This is a genomic window from Nocardioides sp. JQ2195 (assembly GCF_012272695.1).
In the GTDB taxonomy this organism is placed as follows: domain Bacteria; phylum Actinomycetota; class Actinomycetes; order Propionibacteriales; family Nocardioidaceae; genus Nocardioides.
This window is the reverse complement of the sequence record NZ_CP050902.1, coordinates 423,398-438,525: the sequence shown is the minus strand read 5'-3', so window position 1 is coordinate 438,525 and position 15,128 is coordinate 423,398. Positions and strand designations below refer to the sequence as shown.

General features: G+C 69.4%; 15 protein-coding genes. 4 read left to right on the top strand and 11 right to left on the bottom strand.

The window, feature by feature from the left end:
- Positions 1 to 55: 55 nt before the first annotated feature.
- From ncot_RS02020 to ncot_RS01980, 9 genes are all read right to left on the bottom strand, one after another.
- A complete protein-coding gene (locus tag ncot_RS02020) occupies positions 56 to 1,249 on the bottom strand; it encodes a hypothetical protein (protein WP_168616101.1) in 1,194 nt (397 codons plus the stop codon).
- A 225-nt stretch (positions 1,250 to 1,474) separates the two neighbouring features.
- Positions 1,475 to 2,818, bottom strand: coding sequence for a UDP-glucose/GDP-mannose dehydrogenase family protein (locus ncot_RS02015; protein WP_240938025.1), 1,344 nt, complete (start codon positions 2,816 to 2,818; stop codon positions 1,475 to 1,477).
- A gap of 262 nt (positions 2,819 to 3,080) precedes the next feature.
- Positions 3,081 to 3,377: a DUF1416 domain-containing protein gene (locus tag ncot_RS02010; protein WP_168616100.1), complete on the bottom strand. Its 297-nt coding sequence runs from the start codon at positions 3,375 to 3,377 to the stop codon at positions 3,081 to 3,083.
- A 2-nt stretch (positions 3,378 to 3,379) separates the two neighbouring features.
- Positions 3,380 to 4,228 carry a sulfurtransferase gene (locus ncot_RS02005; RefSeq protein WP_168616099.1) on the bottom strand — a complete coding sequence of 283 codons (849 nt, stop codon included), beginning with the start codon at positions 4,226 to 4,228 and terminating at the stop codon, positions 3,380 to 3,382.
- 37 nt (positions 4,229 to 4,265) lie between these two features.
- Entirely contained in the window at positions 4,266 to 4,715 is a 450-nt protein-coding gene (locus ncot_RS02000; RefSeq protein WP_168616098.1) for a DUF4395 domain-containing protein, read from the bottom strand.
- Between the two features lie 457 nt (positions 4,716 to 5,172).
- Positions 5,173 to 5,913, bottom strand: a complete 741-nt coding sequence (locus tag ncot_RS01995) for an SDR family oxidoreductase (protein ID WP_168616097.1) — start codon at positions 5,911 to 5,913, stop codon at positions 5,173 to 5,175.
- Positions 5,910 to 7,385 (bottom strand): class I adenylate-forming enzyme family protein, encoded by a 1,476-nt coding sequence (locus ncot_RS01990; RefSeq protein WP_168616096.1) that lies wholly within the window; start codon positions 7,383 to 7,385, stop codon positions 5,910 to 5,912. The genes ncot_RS01995 and ncot_RS01990 overlap by 4 nt, the downstream gene beginning before the upstream one ends.
- Positions 7,382 to 7,630, bottom strand: coding sequence for a phosphopantetheine-binding protein (locus ncot_RS01985; protein ID WP_168616095.1), 249 nt, complete (start codon positions 7,628 to 7,630; stop codon positions 7,382 to 7,384). The genes ncot_RS01990 and ncot_RS01985 overlap by 4 nt, the downstream gene beginning before the upstream one ends.
- A 96-nt stretch (positions 7,631 to 7,726) precedes the next feature.
- Positions 7,727 to 8,545: a methyltransferase domain-containing protein gene (locus ncot_RS01980; RefSeq protein WP_168616094.1), complete on the bottom strand. Its 819-nt coding sequence runs from the start codon at positions 8,543 to 8,545 to the stop codon at positions 7,727 to 7,729.
- A gap of 44 nt (positions 8,546 to 8,589) precedes the next feature.
- Between ncot_RS01980 and ncot_RS01975 the strand changes: the two genes are divergently transcribed.
- Complete coding sequence (locus ncot_RS01975) at positions 8,590 to 9,291, top strand: hypothetical protein (RefSeq protein WP_168616093.1); 702 nt, start codon at positions 8,590 to 8,592, stop codon at positions 9,289 to 9,291.
- Between the two features lie 97 nt (positions 9,292 to 9,388).
- Here the strand turns inward: ncot_RS01975 and ncot_RS01970 are convergent, their stop codons facing one another.
- Positions 9,389 to 10,579 carry a glycosyltransferase family 4 protein gene (locus ncot_RS01970; RefSeq protein ID WP_168616092.1) on the bottom strand — a complete coding sequence of 397 codons (1,191 nt, stop codon included), beginning with the start codon at positions 10,577 to 10,579 and terminating at the stop codon, positions 9,389 to 9,391.
- A 4-nt stretch (positions 10,580 to 10,583) separates the two neighbouring features.
- The gene (locus ncot_RS01965) at positions 10,584 to 11,564 is read right to left on the bottom strand and encodes an NAD-dependent epimerase/dehydratase family protein (RefSeq protein WP_168616091.1); all 981 of its coding nucleotides are present in this window, start codon (positions 11,562 to 11,564) and stop codon (positions 10,584 to 10,586) included.
- 124 nt (positions 11,565 to 11,688) lie between these two features.
- Here ncot_RS01965 and ncot_RS01960 point away from each other — a divergent pair, with 124 nt between their 5' ends.
- Genes ncot_RS01960 through ncot_RS01950 form a run of 3 tightly spaced genes read left to right on the top strand, consistent with a single transcriptional unit; the run spans position 11,689 to position 15,088 of the window.
- Complete coding sequence (locus tag ncot_RS01960) at positions 11,689 to 12,825, top strand: methyltransferase domain-containing protein (RefSeq protein WP_168616090.1); 1,137 nt, start codon at positions 11,689 to 11,691, stop codon at positions 12,823 to 12,825.
- Entirely contained in the window at positions 12,822 to 13,796 is a 975-nt protein-coding gene (gmd, locus tag ncot_RS01955) for a GDP-mannose 4,6-dehydratase (protein WP_168616089.1), read from the top strand. Before ncot_RS01960 ends, gmd begins: the two co-directional genes overlap by 4 nt.
- A complete protein-coding gene (locus ncot_RS01950) occupies positions 13,793 to 15,088 on the top strand; it encodes a GDP-mannose 4,6-dehydratase (protein WP_168616088.1) in 1,296 nt (431 codons plus the stop codon). Before gmd ends, ncot_RS01950 begins: the two co-directional genes overlap by 4 nt.
- The last annotated feature ends 40 nt before the right edge of the window (positions 15,089 to 15,128 follow it).

The window sequence follows — 15,128 nt, the reverse complement described above, 5'->3', positions numbered from 1 at the left end:
CTGAGCGCTCCAAAACGGCCCACTTTCCCGCCAGGAATGGTCCGTTTCGGAGCGCTCACCGCGCCGCTGGCGACGCCGGGGAGGCTGGGGTTTCGCGCAACAAGTCCGCCAGCGCCACCTCGCCGCGGACGAACTTCGTCATCACCTCCCGCAGGCGCAATCTGTCATCGAGAGAATCCGGCCCCGGGCCGATCGGCTCAGTGCTCCACCGACGAGGCAGGCGCGAACGTCTGGCCCGAGCCACTGCACCCAGCATCCGGCGAGCCGCTGCCTCGCGGTCATGCAGCTCCCCCGCCACGAAGCTGAACACCTCGAGACCGAGGTTTCGCATCTTGGCCTCCCGATCGATGTCCCTGCGCCGACGCCGAGTCTCGCGATGGTTCTCGCCGTCGTACTCACCAACCACCCCGAACTCCGACGACAGCAGATCTGGTCGCGCAACGAATCGTCCGCTCAGGTCATGGACCGAACGGTTGCAGAGCGGCTGGGGCAATCCTGCGTCGAGCACCCAGACCAAGCGCATCAAGGTCTCACGCGGCGACTCGGACCCCTCGACGGCCAGGGCCACCGCGCGACGAGCCATCCGCAGCCCCCGACGCCGCGGAGCTCCTGCCAGATACGCCTCGAAGCGGTTCAGCGACGTGAGTTCGGCATGCAGCACCATGTCGACGAGCACGACCGCATCCCTGATGTCACTGGTCACGCAGAGCTCGTCGAGGAGGGCGCGGTGGATGTTGGTGCACGGAATTCCATGGCGCAGCACGATCTCGTCACGCGAGAGAGCCGCGCGGGAGTACGTCGCTGCCTCGCTCGATCGCCGGTCCCAACCGACCAGCACCCGGACGGGCAGGTTCGTGCGCCGGATGGTCGTGGCGCCGTCGAAGTATCTGGCACGGGCCAGATGGATGCTGCACCACCCGGTGACCGCCTCCCCCGGCGACAGGCCAACCGCCGCTTCGACGATCCTCTGGGCGGGTTGATCGATCTCGCCGTGGTCTTCGACAACCCACCCGTGGCCACAGCGGCGCCACTTCTTGCCGCGCGCCTGCGACCTGGTGGGACCGGCGGCTCCGGTGCTGTCCAGGCGCACCGGCGGCACAAACCGTGGCGGGTCAAGTCGGGGCGGTGGCGGAACCAGCCTGGCCTCCTGGAGCGGGTCCTCGGGTGGGATGGGCAGCTGGTCGGCGGGTGGGATGGGCAGCGGGTCGGCGGGTGGGATGGGCAGCGGGTCGGCGGGTGGGATGAGCATGGCTTCGAGCCTGACTGAATCCGCCGTACGTCGTGGGCGCCATCCACAGGCCACGCGGGCCACCCGGCCACCGCCGTTCCCCGGCCCGATCAGCACCGCCGAGCTCGCAGCACCAGCGAGGCGTCGTGAGTGCTCCGAAACGCACCACTTCCGAGCCGAAAGTGGTCCGTTTTGGAGCGCTCAGCTTGCTGGACAGCGAGCGCGCCCCCGCGGGCGCCCGGTGGCTCAGGCGAACTGGCCGCGCCCCAGCGAGCGGTAGTCGAAGCCCGCGGTCTGCCAGGCAGCCGGGTCGAGGCAGTGCCGGGCGTCGATGATCACCGGCTTGGCCACGATGCCGACCAGCGAGGCCGGGTCGAGGTCGACGTACTCCGGCCAGTCGGTCAGCAGCATGACGAGGTCGGCCTCGTGGCAGGCCTTCACCAGGTCCTCGCAGTAGTCGAGCTTCGGGCGCTCGCGGCGCGCCGGCTCGATCGCGCGCGGGTCATGGACGACGACGTCGGCTCCGGCGAGGTGCAGCTGTCCGGCCACGTCGAGCGCCGGCGAGTCACGGATGTCGTCGGAACCGGGCTTGAACGCGGCACCCAGGATGGTGATCCGCTTGTCGCGGACGTCGCCGTCGAGCAGGCTCTCGGCCAGGGCGACCACGTGCTCGCGGCACCGTCCGTTGATCATGTCGACCTCGTGCAGGAAGCCGAGCGCGTGCGGGACGCCGATCTCGGAGGCCCGCGCCATGAAGGCACGGATGTCCTTCGGCAGGCAGCCACCCCCGAATCCCAGGCCCGGCTTGAGGAACTGACCCCCGATGCGTACGTCGTGGCTCAACGCCTCCGACAACGTGACCACGTCACCGCCGGCCGCCGTGCACACCTCCGACATCGCGTTGATGAACGAGATCTTGGTGGCCAGGAACGCGTTGGCGCTGGCCTTGACCAGCTCGGCGGTCTGCAGGTCGGTGGTGATGACGGGGATCTGGTCCTCGGCGATCGGCGTGGCGAAGACCCGGCGTACGACGTCTTCGGAGCGCTGGTCGTCGGGGTGCAGGCCCATCACGATGCGGTCGGGGTGCAGGGTGTTGCGGATCGCGTTGCCCTCCTGGAGGAACTCGGGGTTCCAGCAGAGCTCGACGTCGTCGCCGGCCGGGGCGAGCGCGCGCGCCTCGTCACGGAATCTGGCCGCCGAACCCACCGGGGTGGTCGACTTGCCGATCACCACGACCGGCTTGGTCAGCAGCGGGAACAGCGCGGCGCAGGCGGACTCGAACTGGCTCAAATCGGCCTGCAGCTCGCCATGAGCCTGCGGCGTGCCGAGGCAGAGGAAGATCGCGTCGGCATGGTCGGCCACGCGTGACAGGTCGTGGGTGAACTCGAGGCGACCCGAGGCGACGCCGTCAGCGACGAGCTCGTCGAGTCCGGGCTCGAAGAACGGGGTCATCCCCGCTGAGAGAGCGGCGATGCGTTCCTCGCTGATGTCCTGGGCGATCACGTGGAACCCAAGGCTCGCCAGGCAGGAGGCCGTGGTCGCGCCGAGGTAACCGCAGCCGATCACGCCGATGCGCAGGTCAGAAGTCACAGGAGTCCCTTTCGCAGAACTGTCGCGACGTGATCAACGACCCGCGGCCGGAATCGTGACGGCTCGGGGGTGGGAGTGGTTTCGAGACGGTTGCTGCGCAACCTCCTCAACCACCGTCGGAGGACGGTTCTGCGCAACCTCCTCAACCACCGTCGGAGGACGGTGCTGCGCAACCTCCTCAACCGCCGACGACAGAGTGCGAAATGCAGACCGGCCCGTCACCCCTCGAGCGAGGGGTCACGGGCCGGTGTCGAGACAGCAATCAGATGGCGATGGCCACCTCTGCCACGGAACCAACCGCGGCGACGACCTTCTTGTCGGTCACGTCCGCACCCGCGGCCAGCGTGCGGAGGGTCCAGTCGCCGTCGTTGGCGAAGAACCGGAAGTGACCGGTCGCCGACGTCGGGACCTCGGCGGTGAATTCACCGGTCTTGTCGAGCAGGCGCACGTAGGCGTTGCCGACCGGCTCGCCGCCGCGGGTGACCTGGCCCTGGATCACGGCCTCCTGGTCGACCTTGACGCCGTCGAGGGAGAGTCCCCCAGCAGTTGCTCCGCACATGCTCAGGCCTCTCCACGCTCGTCGCCGAGGACGATCGGGACACCCACGAGGGAGCCGTACTCGACCCAGGAACCGTCGTAGTTCTTGGTGTTCTCGTGACCGAGCAGCTCGTGCAGCACGACCCACGTGTGCGAGGAGCGCTCGCCGATGCGGCAGTAGGCGATGGTGTCCTTGGAGAAGTCGACGCCGGCCTCCTCGTAGAGCTTGGTCAGCTCCTCGTTGGACTTGAAGGTGCCGTCGTCGTTCGCGGCCTTGCTCCACGGGATGTTGGAGGCGGTCGGCGGGTGGCCGGCGCGCTGGGCCTGCTCCTGCGGGAGGTGGGCCGGGGCGAGCAGGCGGCCGGCGTACTCGTCGGGGCTGCGGACGTCGACCAGGTTCTGGGCGCCGATCGCGGCGACCACGTCGTCACGGTTCGCGCGCTTGGTGGTGTCGAGGTCCTGGGCGACGTACGTCGTGGCGGTGCGCTCCGGGACGTCCTGGACCAGCTCGCGGGACTCGAGCTCCCACTTCTTGCGGCCACCGTCGACCAGCTTGACGTCGTTGTGGCCGTAGAGCTTGAAGTACCAGTAGGCGTAGGCGGCGAACCAGTTGTTGTTGCCGCCGTAGAGCACGACGGTGTGGTCGTTGCTCACGCCGTTCTTGCTCAGCAGGGCCTCGAAGCCCTCCTTGTTGATGATGTCGCGGCGGACCTGGTCCTGGAGGTCGTTGGTCCAGTCGAACTTGATGGCACCCCTGATGTGGCCTTTGTCGTAGGACGTGGTGTCCTCGTCGACCTCGATCAGGACGACCTGGTCGTTGTCGATGTTGTCCTCGGCCCACTGGGTCGAGACGAGGGTGTCTTCGCGGCTCATCTTGTTTCTCTCTTTCGATTGTTGCTGAGGTCAGGTGTCAGTTGGTTGCCGGCGCGGCGGAGCGGGTGAACGCCCGCCGCCCGAGGAGGTACATCTCGCAACCGAGGCAGAACGCGAAGACCGCGTTCAGCAGTGCCGCGGCCAACGCGAGGCCGACCGCGATGTCCCCCACGAGCGTGGCGCCGGTGAGGTATCCGAGGAGGCCGACCGCCGTGAAGCCCAGTCCGACGGTCTGGGCGAAGCGCGGCGGTGCGGCGTCCTCGAGTTCGGTGGGGGCAGACAGTCGTGGGCGGACCAGGTTCTTGAAGACCCATGCGTGAGGGGTCCTCTGGACCCCCAGGCCGGCGCCGAGCGCGAACAGCGCGGCTTGTGCGCCGAGCAGCGCGACGCCGATGGTGGCCGGGGCGATCAGGAGCACGACGACCAGCACGACCGACGTCACCGCAGCCGCGAACTGCGGTCCGCGCGGATCGATCTGCTTGCTCATGGTGTTGCTCCTGGTCCTGGGTCTGGTCCGTCGAGGGCAAGCTCTCACCGCCCGTGGCTGGCACCCTCGGGACCTACCCGAGTGGGGTGGCCGGCGTGGGCTGGGGCGAGGCTCACCGGTTGCGACTGCATGCCGGAGGGCACGGGACGCGGCTGCGCGCTGGGAGGCCTGGAGTCAGGCCGGTTCGCGGCGGGAAAAGGGCGTCCCGTCAGGACATTCGACACAGGGCCGAGCGCGTGCGGCAGTGATCCACTGCGCGGCGCTTGGTCAGGTGTGTCGTGAACATGGTGGAAAGACTACGTCGCCCGCATCGCCACACGAAGTCCGCATCTCACTCCTCGGACTCTCCGCTCACATCCTGAGATTTGCCCTCCCTCGATACTCCCTAACGTCTGGCAGGTGAGAACGGCGTGCAGACCTGCCGGACGTTAGGGACTATCGGGCGAGGGGCGATGGATCAGGCGGTGAGGCCGCCGTCGACGACCAGCACCTGGCCGGTGATGTAGGTGTTCGCCGGGTCGGTGAGGAACAGCACGGCCCGCGCGACGTCGGCTGGCTCGCCGAGCCGGCCCGCCGGCGTACGCCGGGTGATCTGGCCGAGCTGGCCCTCGTCGAGGCCGTGGCTCATCTCGGTGCGGAGATAACCGGGCGCGACGCTGTTCACGGTGATGCCGCGCGAGCCGAGCTCACGGGCCAGGCCCCGGGTCATCCCGTCGAGAGCAGCCTTGGTGGCGCTGTACATCGACAGTCCGCGGTAGCCGGACATCCCGACCACCGACGACACGTTGACGATGGAGCCGCTGCGGCGCGCGAGCATCACCCGCGAGGCGGCGCGGGTGACGAAGGCCGTCCCCTTGATGTTGAGGTCGACGACCTGGTCGATCGCGGCGTCGTCGAAGAGCGCGATCACGCCCTCGGGCGCGGTGCCGGCGTTGTTGACGAGCACGTCGATGCGGCCGCGACGCTTCGCCACGTCCTTGACCCACGCGTCGGCCGCGGCCGAGTCGGAGATGTCGACGGCCGCGAAGGCGAAGTGGTCGGGGAAGTCGCCCTCGAGCTTGGTGACCAGGTCGGTCGAGGAGCGCGAGCAGGTCTCCACGATGTAGCCGGCCTCGAGGTAGGCCTCGACGATGCCGGCTCCGAGGCCCTTGCTCCCCCCGGTGACGAGGGCGACGCGGGTCTCTTCGGGTGCGGTCACTGTTCCATCCTTCTCACTGTTTTCTCGCCACGCGTTGCGATGGCCTCGACAAAGGTGATGCTGCGCGGGTGCCAGGCGCGGGGCAGGTCGGCGACCGCGGCCTTGATCGCGCGGCGTACGTCTTCTTCGTCGGTGCCGTCGGCGGCGACGACCTCGGCCGCCACGATCGCACCGGTGAGCTTGTTGGCGCGCCCGAACACGCGGGCCAGCGCGACGCCGTCGAGCGCGGCGATCGCGTTCTCGACCGGCAGCGGGTGGACCTTCACTCCGCCGACGTTGATGACCTCGCTGTCGCGGCCCCGGAACTCGACCCGGTCCGCCACGACCTCGACGAGGTCGCCGGTGGGTCTCCACTCGTCCTCGTCGTGCCGGGCGGCTGCCGCTCGGGCGTAGCCGAGCATCCCGGGCGTACGACGCACCCACAGCTCGCCGTCGAGGATGCGCAGGTGCGCGTCCGGGTTCGTGTCGGAGACCAGCTTGTCCACGGAGAACCCGGCGCGACCGTCGCCGACGGAGACGATCGAGCCGAGCTCGGTCGAGGCATAGACCTGCGAGATGCGCGCGGTCGGGAACGCCTTCTTCAGCTCGTCCAACAGGTCGGGCGGGATCGCCTCGCCACCGAGGGTGATCTGCTCCAGGCCGGGCAGGTGCACCCCGCGGCTGCGGGCCTCGGTGAGCAGGAACCGCCAGTACGTCGGGGTGGCACTGACGCAGGTCACGTCCTGGGTGAGCAGTGCCTCGAGCCCGTCACGCGGTTGGCGCGGGAACGGGGCAACGAGGGTGGCCTGCGCGGCGATCACGTGTTGCAGCACCTGGATCCCGGCGAACTGCTGCGGCCCGTAGGCGAGCAACCACCGATGGTGCGGACGCGGCTTCGCCCGGGCCACCGTCTGCTCGAGCACCCGCCAGTCGTGACGGGCGGCCTTGGGCTCGCCGGTGGTGCCGGTGGTGCGGATCAGCAGCGGTTGCGCCTCGTCGGCGCGAGGTGACGGGTCCGAGCCCTCGAGTCGGCGCGAGTTGACCCCAGACGATGCCGAGTCGGCGCGGGTTGACGGGGTCAGCAGCGACTCGGGCCGGACGACGCTGACTCCGGCAGCCGACAGTGCCTCGACCAGGTCATCGCGCCGAGTCACCACGACGTCGTGACCGAAGGCCGCCAGTTGCGGCGACAACTCGGCGAGCTGGGTGTCGGGTTGGTACTGACACGGCTCGACACCCGCCACGGCAGCCCCGGCCAGCAGGCGGATCACCCAGGCAGCATCGGGCTCGACGATCGCGACTCGGTCAAAGGCGTCAACACGTCCCGACTCGGCGCTGTCACGCGTCAACACGTGCCGTCTCGGCGAAAGAAGGGCGGCGGCGACCAGGTGGGCGTCGCGCAACAGGTCGGCGTACGTCGGTGAACCCTCGGTTGTGACCACCGCGACCTGGTCGGGCACGGCGGCCGCAGCGCGCGCGAGGAGACGGATCATGCGGGCGCGGCGACCTCGTAGAACGCGAGGACGTCGCCCACGGTCTGCGGGAGCTCGTCGCCGGACGAGAACGGGTCGGTGCCGAACTCGTCCTCGAGCATCGCGGAGAGCTCGGCGGCCTCCAGCGAGTCGAGCTCGAGCCCGTCGCCGTAGAGGCCGGTGGCCGGCGTGACGTCGGCGGCGGACTTGTCGGCGCGCGCGAGGAACTGGGTGATGACGGTGAGCGTCTGGTCTGCAGAGGGCACGGTCGGTCCTTTTCGAATCGGTGATCAGGAAGAGTCAGGCAGGCAGGAGGACAACGGAGAACAGAGGAGACAGGTTGGTCGGCTTGGTCGGGTTGGTCAGGGCTTCACCGCGGCGAGTATCCCGTAGCCGAGCGTGCCGTCGTTCCAGAACGCCTCGAGCACCTCGGTCGCGCGCACGAAGTCGTCGACGGACTGGCGGTCCAGCAGCTCGAGCAACGTCGCCTCGTGGGCGGCCACGTTGGCGCGCCACGCGGCGAAGGTGCCCAGCGTGGGCTCGGAGATGTCGGTGGCGTCGAGGACCTCCAGGCCGAGGTCCTCGAGCGAGGAGGCGTAGGCCGCCAACGGCTCCATGTGCGCGTCCCCGAAGGCGGAGCGCAGCACCGCGAGGTCGTGCCGCCGCGAACGCACCTCCAGGAACGGGATCTCGCGCTTGCGGATGATGTCGCACAGCACGAACCGGCCGCCGGGGGCCAGCACCCGCGCGGACTCGGAGAGCAGCCCGGCCCGGTCGCGCATCAGGTGGGAGGACTCCAGCGCCCAGACCACGTCGAAGGACCCGTCGGGCAGGCCGTTCGCGGTGCCGTCGCGCTGCTCGAAGCGCGCGTCGACGCCACGCGAGCGGGCCAGCGCGGAGGCCGCCGCGACGCCGCTTGCCGACGTGGTGATGCCGAGCACCGACGCGCCGAGGTCGGCGGCGAGGTCACACGACTGGCGGCCGGTGCCACAGCCGACGTCGAGCACCCGGTTGCCCTCGCCGATCCCCGCGCGCGACAACATCTCGGAGGTCAGCGCGGCGGTGGCCACCTCGAGCGTGGTGTCGGCGGAGGAGAAGTAGCCGTAGTGGAACTCCTCGCCCATGATCAGGCGCCAGGCCTCGTGCACCCGGTCGTAGTGCGCCGCGGGCTGGGTGCTCATGCAATCGCTCCCTCTGGAGTGGTGGACGTGGATAGGGTGACGCCGTGCGCCTCGCTCTTGCCGTCCTGATGATCGTGCTTCCGCAACGCCTCAAGCACCAGGTGGCGCGACGCGTCCTGAAGTGGGACGTCCACCCCACGGCGTACGTCGGCCGCAGCCTGATCATGGCCAACAAGGTGACGCTCGGCGCTGGTTCGAGCATCGGCCCGATGAACGTGATCCGTGACCTCGAGGAGCTCCGGCTCGGTGAGGGCGCCAGCATCGCGACCCGCAACCGGATCGCCGGCATCCCGCTCGGCTCGCCGGTGTTCAGCAAGGCGTCCCGCGACCCGAGCCTGGTGCTCGGCGACTACGCGATGATCACCGTCGCCCACGAGCTCGACTGCTCGGACCGCATCGAGCTCGAGGAGTACGCCGTGGTCGCGGGCTTCCGTTGCTCGATCCTGACCCACAACCTGAACCTGGTGAAGGACCGCTTCGAGAGCACCCCCGTGGTGTTCGGCGCGCGCAGCGTGGTGATGAGCAACTGCACGCTGCTCAACGGCACGGGGCTGCCGGAGCGCTCGATCCTGTCGGCCGGCTCGACGGTCACCACCAAGTTGACGCAGGCACTGACGCTCTATCGCGGTAACCCCGCCGAGCCCGTCCGGACGTTGCCGGAGAGCCTGAAGTTCTTCCACCGGGTCGGCCTGCAGGCGCAGATCGCCGACGAGGTGGCTGCGCTCAAGAAGACCGTGTCCGGCTGACGGGGCCGCGCCGGTTCGACGGTGGTCGAGGGGGTCGCGCAGCGACCGCCCTTCGAGGCGGCTCGTCCCTCGCCTCCGTTGGAACCATGGCGAAACCTCACGAAGCAGCACTGCGCAGGATCTCCTCGAACCGGTCGGCGCAGCCGGCCAACGCGAACTCCTGCTCGGCCAGTCCACGCGCCCGCGAGCCCAGCTCGTCGCGCAGCTCCGCGTCGTCGAACACCTCGCGCACCCACTCGGCAGCCACCGGGAGCGACACCTCGACCGGCGGCCGCACGCAGCCGTCGACCGAGCTGATCAGGGTCGCGGCCAGGTTCTCCGCGGGCATCAGGCCGAGCACCGGTCGTCCGGCGCACAGGTAGGACAACGTCTTCGAGGGCACCGAGAACGCCCCGGCGTCCTGCTCGAGCAGCACCACCAGCACGTCGCCGGAGCCGAGCACCTCCGGGAGGCGCTCGTAGGGCTGGAACGGCCGCAGCGTGACCGGGACGTCGAGGCGCGCGGCCTCCGCACGGAGTACGTCGACCGCCGGGCCCTCGTTGACCACGACCAGGCGGACGGGCTGTCCGCCGTCGATGACCTCGCGGGCCAGGCCGACCAGCAGCCCCGGGTTGTGCTTGAGACCGAGCGTGCCGGAGTAGAGCAACGTCTTGACGTCGTCGACCTCGTTCTCGACCGCCCAGTCGTTCTTGCGCTCGACGGGGTAGATCTCGTCGAGCGGCGCCCAGTTGGGGATCACCGTGGTCTTGTCGTCGGTGCCCCACTGACGGTGCACGTCGACGAACGAGTCGGCGATCACCACCACCGCTGCGGCGCGACGTGAGCACCACTTCTCTCCGACCTCGATCCCCCGTGCCACGAGGGAGAACGCCTTCGAGAGGCTCGTGCCGGCGAACGAGCGGATCGCCACCGCCTGCACGTCCTGGTGCCAGAGCACCCACGGGGTACGGCGGAGCAGCAGGAAGAACGCGAACACCACGAGCGTCGGGATCGGCGCGTTGGCCACCATCACGACATCGGGTCGCTCGTCACGGGCGACCCGCGCCAGCTCGAAGCCGTAGCGCACTTCCTGGACGAGTCGACGTGCGAAGGCCAGCTTCTCGATCGTCTCCCCCGCACCGACCGGCCGGAAGACCAGCGTCTCGCCGGGCTCGGCGGCCAGGTGGCCCTTGCCGGAGCTGTAGGCGTCGCACCACGAGTGGGTCACGTCGTGGCCGCGGGAGGCCAGCTCGCGGCTGAGCTCCACCTGGAAGGGGTGGCCGGCGTAGTCGTGCACGAGGACGCGCATCGGGTCAGCCGATCGAGCGCTTCACCTGGTCGTACACCCAGGCGTAGGTCTTGGCGAGGCCGTCGGCGAGCGTGATCGAGGGGGCCCACCCGTAGGTCTCCTGGATCTGGGTGTTGTCGCTGTTGCGACCGCGCACGCCCTGGGGCGCGTCGAGCTTGTAGTTGCGGTGGCACTTCACACCGGCGATCTCCTCGACGATGTCGACCAGGCCGTTGATCGAGACCAGCTCGTCGGAGCCGAGGTTGACCGGGACGTTGGAGTCGCCGGCGAGGATCATCTGCGAGCCCTTGAGGCAGTCGTCGATGTACATGAACGAGCGGGTCTGCTCGCCGTCGCCCCAGATCTCCAGCTCGTGCTCGCCGGTGATCGCAGCGGTGGCGATCTTGCGGCACACCGCGGCCGGGGCCTTCTCCCGGCCACCGTCCCAGGTGCCCTCGGGGCCGTAGACGTTGTGGTAGCGCGCCACCCGCGTGGTGAGGTCGAAGTCCTCCTCGAAGTGGCGACACATCCGCTCGGTGAAGAGCTTCTCCCAGCCGTAGCCGTCCTCCGGCATGGCCGGGTAGGCGTCGGCCTCCTTCAACGCGGTGATGTCGGTGTCGACCTGCTTGTCGGCGGCATAGACGCACGCGGAGGAGGAGTAGAAGTAGCGCTGCACGTCGTGCTCACGCGCGGCCTGCAGCATGTGCGTGCTGGTCAGCACGGTGAGCATGCACAGCGCCTTGTTGTTCTCGATGAAGCCCATGCCGCCCATGTCGGCGGCCAGCATGTAGACCTCTTCGGCGCCGGCGGTCTGGGCCATCGCCGTGTCGAGCAGCGACAGGTCGCCGACGACGTTCTGTGCGTCGGGGTGCACCTGGTACCACTCGGACTGCGGCTTCACGTCCACCGAGCGCACGCTCTTGCCCTGGGCGAGCAGGTCTGCGACCAGATGACCACCGATGAAGCCACCACCACCGGCGACCAGGACGTCAACGGAATTCGACACGAGCCCTCCAGGCACACGAGAACGGATTGGTGCGAGGCCCCCCGGCCCCACGGAAGACTTCAACGAGGCGGTTACTGGATGGTTATGCTTCACGGGTTCACGACCCGGAAGGCCCCGTAAGCCGATGACAGTCCAGACCTGCCCCGCCTGCTCGAGGGGCAACCTGCGCCACTACCCGCGCTCGCGGCGATCGGGTCGACGCAACTTCCGCTGCACCTCGTGCGGGCTCGTCGGGTGGAGCGACCGTGACGAGGTGGCACCGGTCGAGACCGTCGGGCTCGACACGATCTCCGTGGAGCAGCGCGAGGCGTGGTTCCAGCTCAAGCGCGACGGGGTCACCACCGCCGCGTGGGACGAGGTTCTCGACGAGCTCGGCTCGCGACTGGGTGGTTTCGAGACGGCTCGTTCCTCGCCTCCTCAACCACCGTCATCAGCGTCGCGGACCGTCTCGCAACCGGCCACCTCAGCACCACTCACGGGGGTTGAGGAGGGAGCGCCAGCGACCGTCTCGCAACCGGCCACCTCCGCACCACTCACGGGGGTTGAGGAGGGAGCGCCAGCGACCGTCTCGAAACCAGCCACCTCCGCACCACTCACGGGGGTTGAGGAGGGAGCGCCAGCGACCGTCTCGAAACCCCGTATCTATGACATCGGTGCCGGCGACGGCGGGTTCCTGGCCCACGCCCGGGAGCGCGGGTTCGAGGTGGGCGGCAACGAGCTGCTCGAGGCGGCCATCGAGATCGCTCGCTCGAAGTTCGACATCGAGCTCGACCTCGGCGACCTCTCCGCCCTCGGCCTCCCCGCCGAGAACGACGCGGTCACGCTGTGGTGCGTGATCGCGCACGTGCCGGAGCCGGCCGAGCTGCTCGCCGAGTGCCGCGACCTGCTCAAGCCCGGCGGGGTGCTGTTCCTGCAGACTCCCTTCCGCTGCGCCGTCGACTCCGCTGCCCTCGGGGCTCTGTCCGCCTCGCGCGGGCGCACCAGCCGTTGGGTCGACCGGCGGGTCGCCGCCCACCACTGGATCCTGCACACCAGGCGCAGCATGACCGAGGCGCTCGAGCGGGCCGGCTTCGTCGACGTACGCATCACGCCGAAGGCGCGCTACTCGCTGCAGGCCGCGCCCTACCTGGCCTCCCTCGGTCTCGGCGGCCGCAAGGGTGAGGTCGTCTCCCGAGGCGTGGATCGCTTGCTGGACAAGGGATTGGCGCCGCGGATCGTGCTCGACGCCTACGCTCGCCGCCCCATGGAGACCTCGTCATGAAGCGCGCATTCATCACCGGGATCACCGGCCAGGACGGCTCCTACCTGGCCGAGCTGCTCATCGAGAAGGGGTACGACGTCCACGGCCTGGTCCGCCGCGCCTCCACCCTGAACCGCAGTCGCATCGACCACCTGCACGAGCATCCCCGCCTGACGCTGCACTACGGCGACCTGACCGACGGCGTCAGCCTGGTCAACCTGATCCACGAGATCGAGCCGCACGAGGTCTACAACCTCGGCGCGCAGAGCCACGTGAAGGTGTCCTTCGAGATGCCCGAGTACACCGCGTCGACCGATGCGGTGGGCACGCTGCGACTGCTCGAGGCGATCCGTGCCGCGGGCATCGACTGCCGCTTCTACCAGGCGTCGACGTCGGAGATGTTCGGTGCGACCCCGCCCCCGCAGAGCGAGGCGTCGGCGTTCTACCCCCGCTCCCCGTACGGCGCCGCGAAGCTCTACTCGCACTGGGTGACGGTGAACTACCGCGAGGCCTACGACCTTTTCGCGGTCTCCGGGATCCTGTTCAACCACGAGTCGCCGCGGCGCGGCGAGTCGTTCGTGACCCGCAAGATCACCCTCGGCGTGGCGGCGATCAAGCTCGGCGTGCAGGACCACCTCGACCTCGGCAACCTCGACGCGATCCGCGACTGGGGCTACGCCCCGGAGTACGTCGAGGGCATGTGGCGGATGCTGCAGCACGACGAGCCCGACGACTACGTGCTGGCCACCGGGGTCGGCACGTCGGTGCGGGAGTTCTGCGCGGCGGCCTTCTCCCATGCAGGCCTGGACTGGGAGGAGCACGTCACCCACGACTCCCGCTACGAGCGCCCGACCGAGGTCGATGCGTTGATCGGTGACGCCTCGAAGGCACAGTCGGTTCTCGGTTGGAAGGCGCAGACCCTGCCCACTGAGCTCGCCGGGCTGATGGTGGATGCCGACCTCGAGAAGATGGCTCGGCTGATCAACAGATGAGCCGCCTGCACCTGATCACCGGCGTCGGCGGCCAAGACGGGATCCTGCTCGCCCGGCACCTGTTGTCCCTCGGTGAGCGCGTGGTCGGCACCACGACGTCGCTCGACGACCCCCGCATCGCCGCCCACCTCCCGGACGTCCCGGTTCTCCAGCTCGACGTGCGCTCGACGGCTGCGTTCGCCACGCTGGTGCGCGAGCACCGTCCGGACGTCGTCCACAACCTGGCCGCACTCTCCTCGGTCGGCGCCTCGTGGGACTCACCCACGTTGACCGACGAGGTGAACCACCAGGCGGTGCTCGGGATGCTGTCGGTGACCGGCGAGAGCGGCGCAGCCTTCGTCCAGGCGTCCTCGTCGGAGATCTTCGGCCCGGTCGAGTCGGGCCTCGTCGACGAGACCACCCCGCTCAACCCCGTCAGCCCGTACGCCGAGGCGAAGGCCCGCGCCCACGTCGCTGTCGTCGAGGCCCGCGCCGCCGGAGCCCGCGCCACCAACCTCGTGCTCTTCGGCCACACCGGTCCGTTGCACGATCCGAGGTTCGTGCTCCCCACGATCACCCGCCAGGCTGCCGCAACCGTGCTCGGCCGGGCCGAGGGTGTCACGCTGCGCGACCCGTCGGTCGCGCGTGACTGGGGCTCGGCCGCCGACTTCGTCCGCGCGTTCGCCCTCGCTGCGCGGGCAGGGCCGGGCAACGCGCGGGACAATCCTGACCGGGACAGCGCTGACCAGGACAACCCTGACCAGGAGAGCGCCCTCCACTCCCCCGCAGCGCGGCCCACCGGCTCAGCCCGGCCCACCGGCTCAGCCCGGACCAATGAGTCAGCCCGGCCCACCGACTCAAGGCCTCCCAGCGGCTCGGCCCGGCCCAGCGGCTCGGCGAGGCCCGACGACTACGTGATCGCCACTGGGCAGGTGCACCGCCTTGCTGACGTCGGCCACTGGGCGATCGAGGCGGCCGAACTGGCCGTTGCCGCGACCGAGTCGTCGGGGAGCACCCCGCCCGGAGGTCCCAGTCGTCCGGGGCTGTCGGAAAGTCCCGGACTGCCGGAAAGTCGTGGACCGTCGGAAAGCCAGGGAGGGCCGGATCGTCAGCCTGTGGCGACGGTACGGTCGAGTGGAGAGGCCGCGCGGCGCAACGACTTCGGTGGTGTTCGTGGAGACATCACCCACGCCGCAACCGAGCTCGGCTGGCGTCCCGAGGTCACGCTGAAGGAGACCGTCGAGCAGATGGTCCGCGCTGACTTGACTCGACTGCGGACCGGGGTCGAGCACTCCCCCGACCACCTCGCCTGAAGGTGATCATGCTTTGCGCGCGATCTGCTGTCACCTGGTG

Excerpts from the sequence above, each read along its gene's own strand:
- ncot_RS02020 (WP_168616101.1), bottom strand. The coding sequence starts at position 1,249 with ATGCTCATCCCACCCGCCGACCCGCTGCCCATCCCACCCGCCGACCCG.
- ncot_RS02010 (WP_168616100.1), bottom strand. The coding sequence starts at position 3,377 with ATGTGCGGAGCAACTGCTGGGGGACTCTCCCTCGACGGCGTCAAGGTC.
- ncot_RS02005 (WP_168616099.1), bottom strand. The coding sequence starts at position 4,228 with ATGAGCCGCGAAGACACCCTCGTCTCGACCCAGTGGGCCGAGGACAAC.
- ncot_RS02000 (WP_168616098.1), bottom strand. The coding sequence starts at position 4,715 with ATGAGCAAGCAGATCGATCCGCGCGGACCGCAGTTCGCGGCTGCGGTG.
- ncot_RS01990 (WP_168616096.1), bottom strand. The coding sequence starts at position 7,385 with ATGATCCGTCTCCTCGCGCGCGCTGCGGCCGCCGTGCCCGACCAGGTC.
- ncot_RS01980 (WP_168616094.1), bottom strand. The coding sequence starts at position 8,545 with ATGAGCACCCAGCCCGCGGCGCACTACGACCGGGTGCACGAGGCCTGG.
- ncot_RS01970 (WP_168616092.1), bottom strand. The coding sequence starts at position 10,579 with ATGCGCGTCCTCGTGCACGACTACGCCGGCCACCCCTTCCAGGTGGAG.
- ncot_RS01960 (WP_168616090.1), top strand. The coding sequence starts at position 11,689 with ATGACAGTCCAGACCTGCCCCGCCTGCTCGAGGGGCAACCTGCGCCAC.
- gmd (WP_168616089.1), top strand. The coding sequence starts at position 12,822 with ATGAAGCGCGCATTCATCACCGGGATCACCGGCCAGGACGGCTCCTAC.
- ncot_RS01950 (WP_168616088.1), top strand. The coding sequence starts at position 13,793 with ATGAGCCGCCTGCACCTGATCACCGGCGTCGGCGGCCAAGACGGGATC.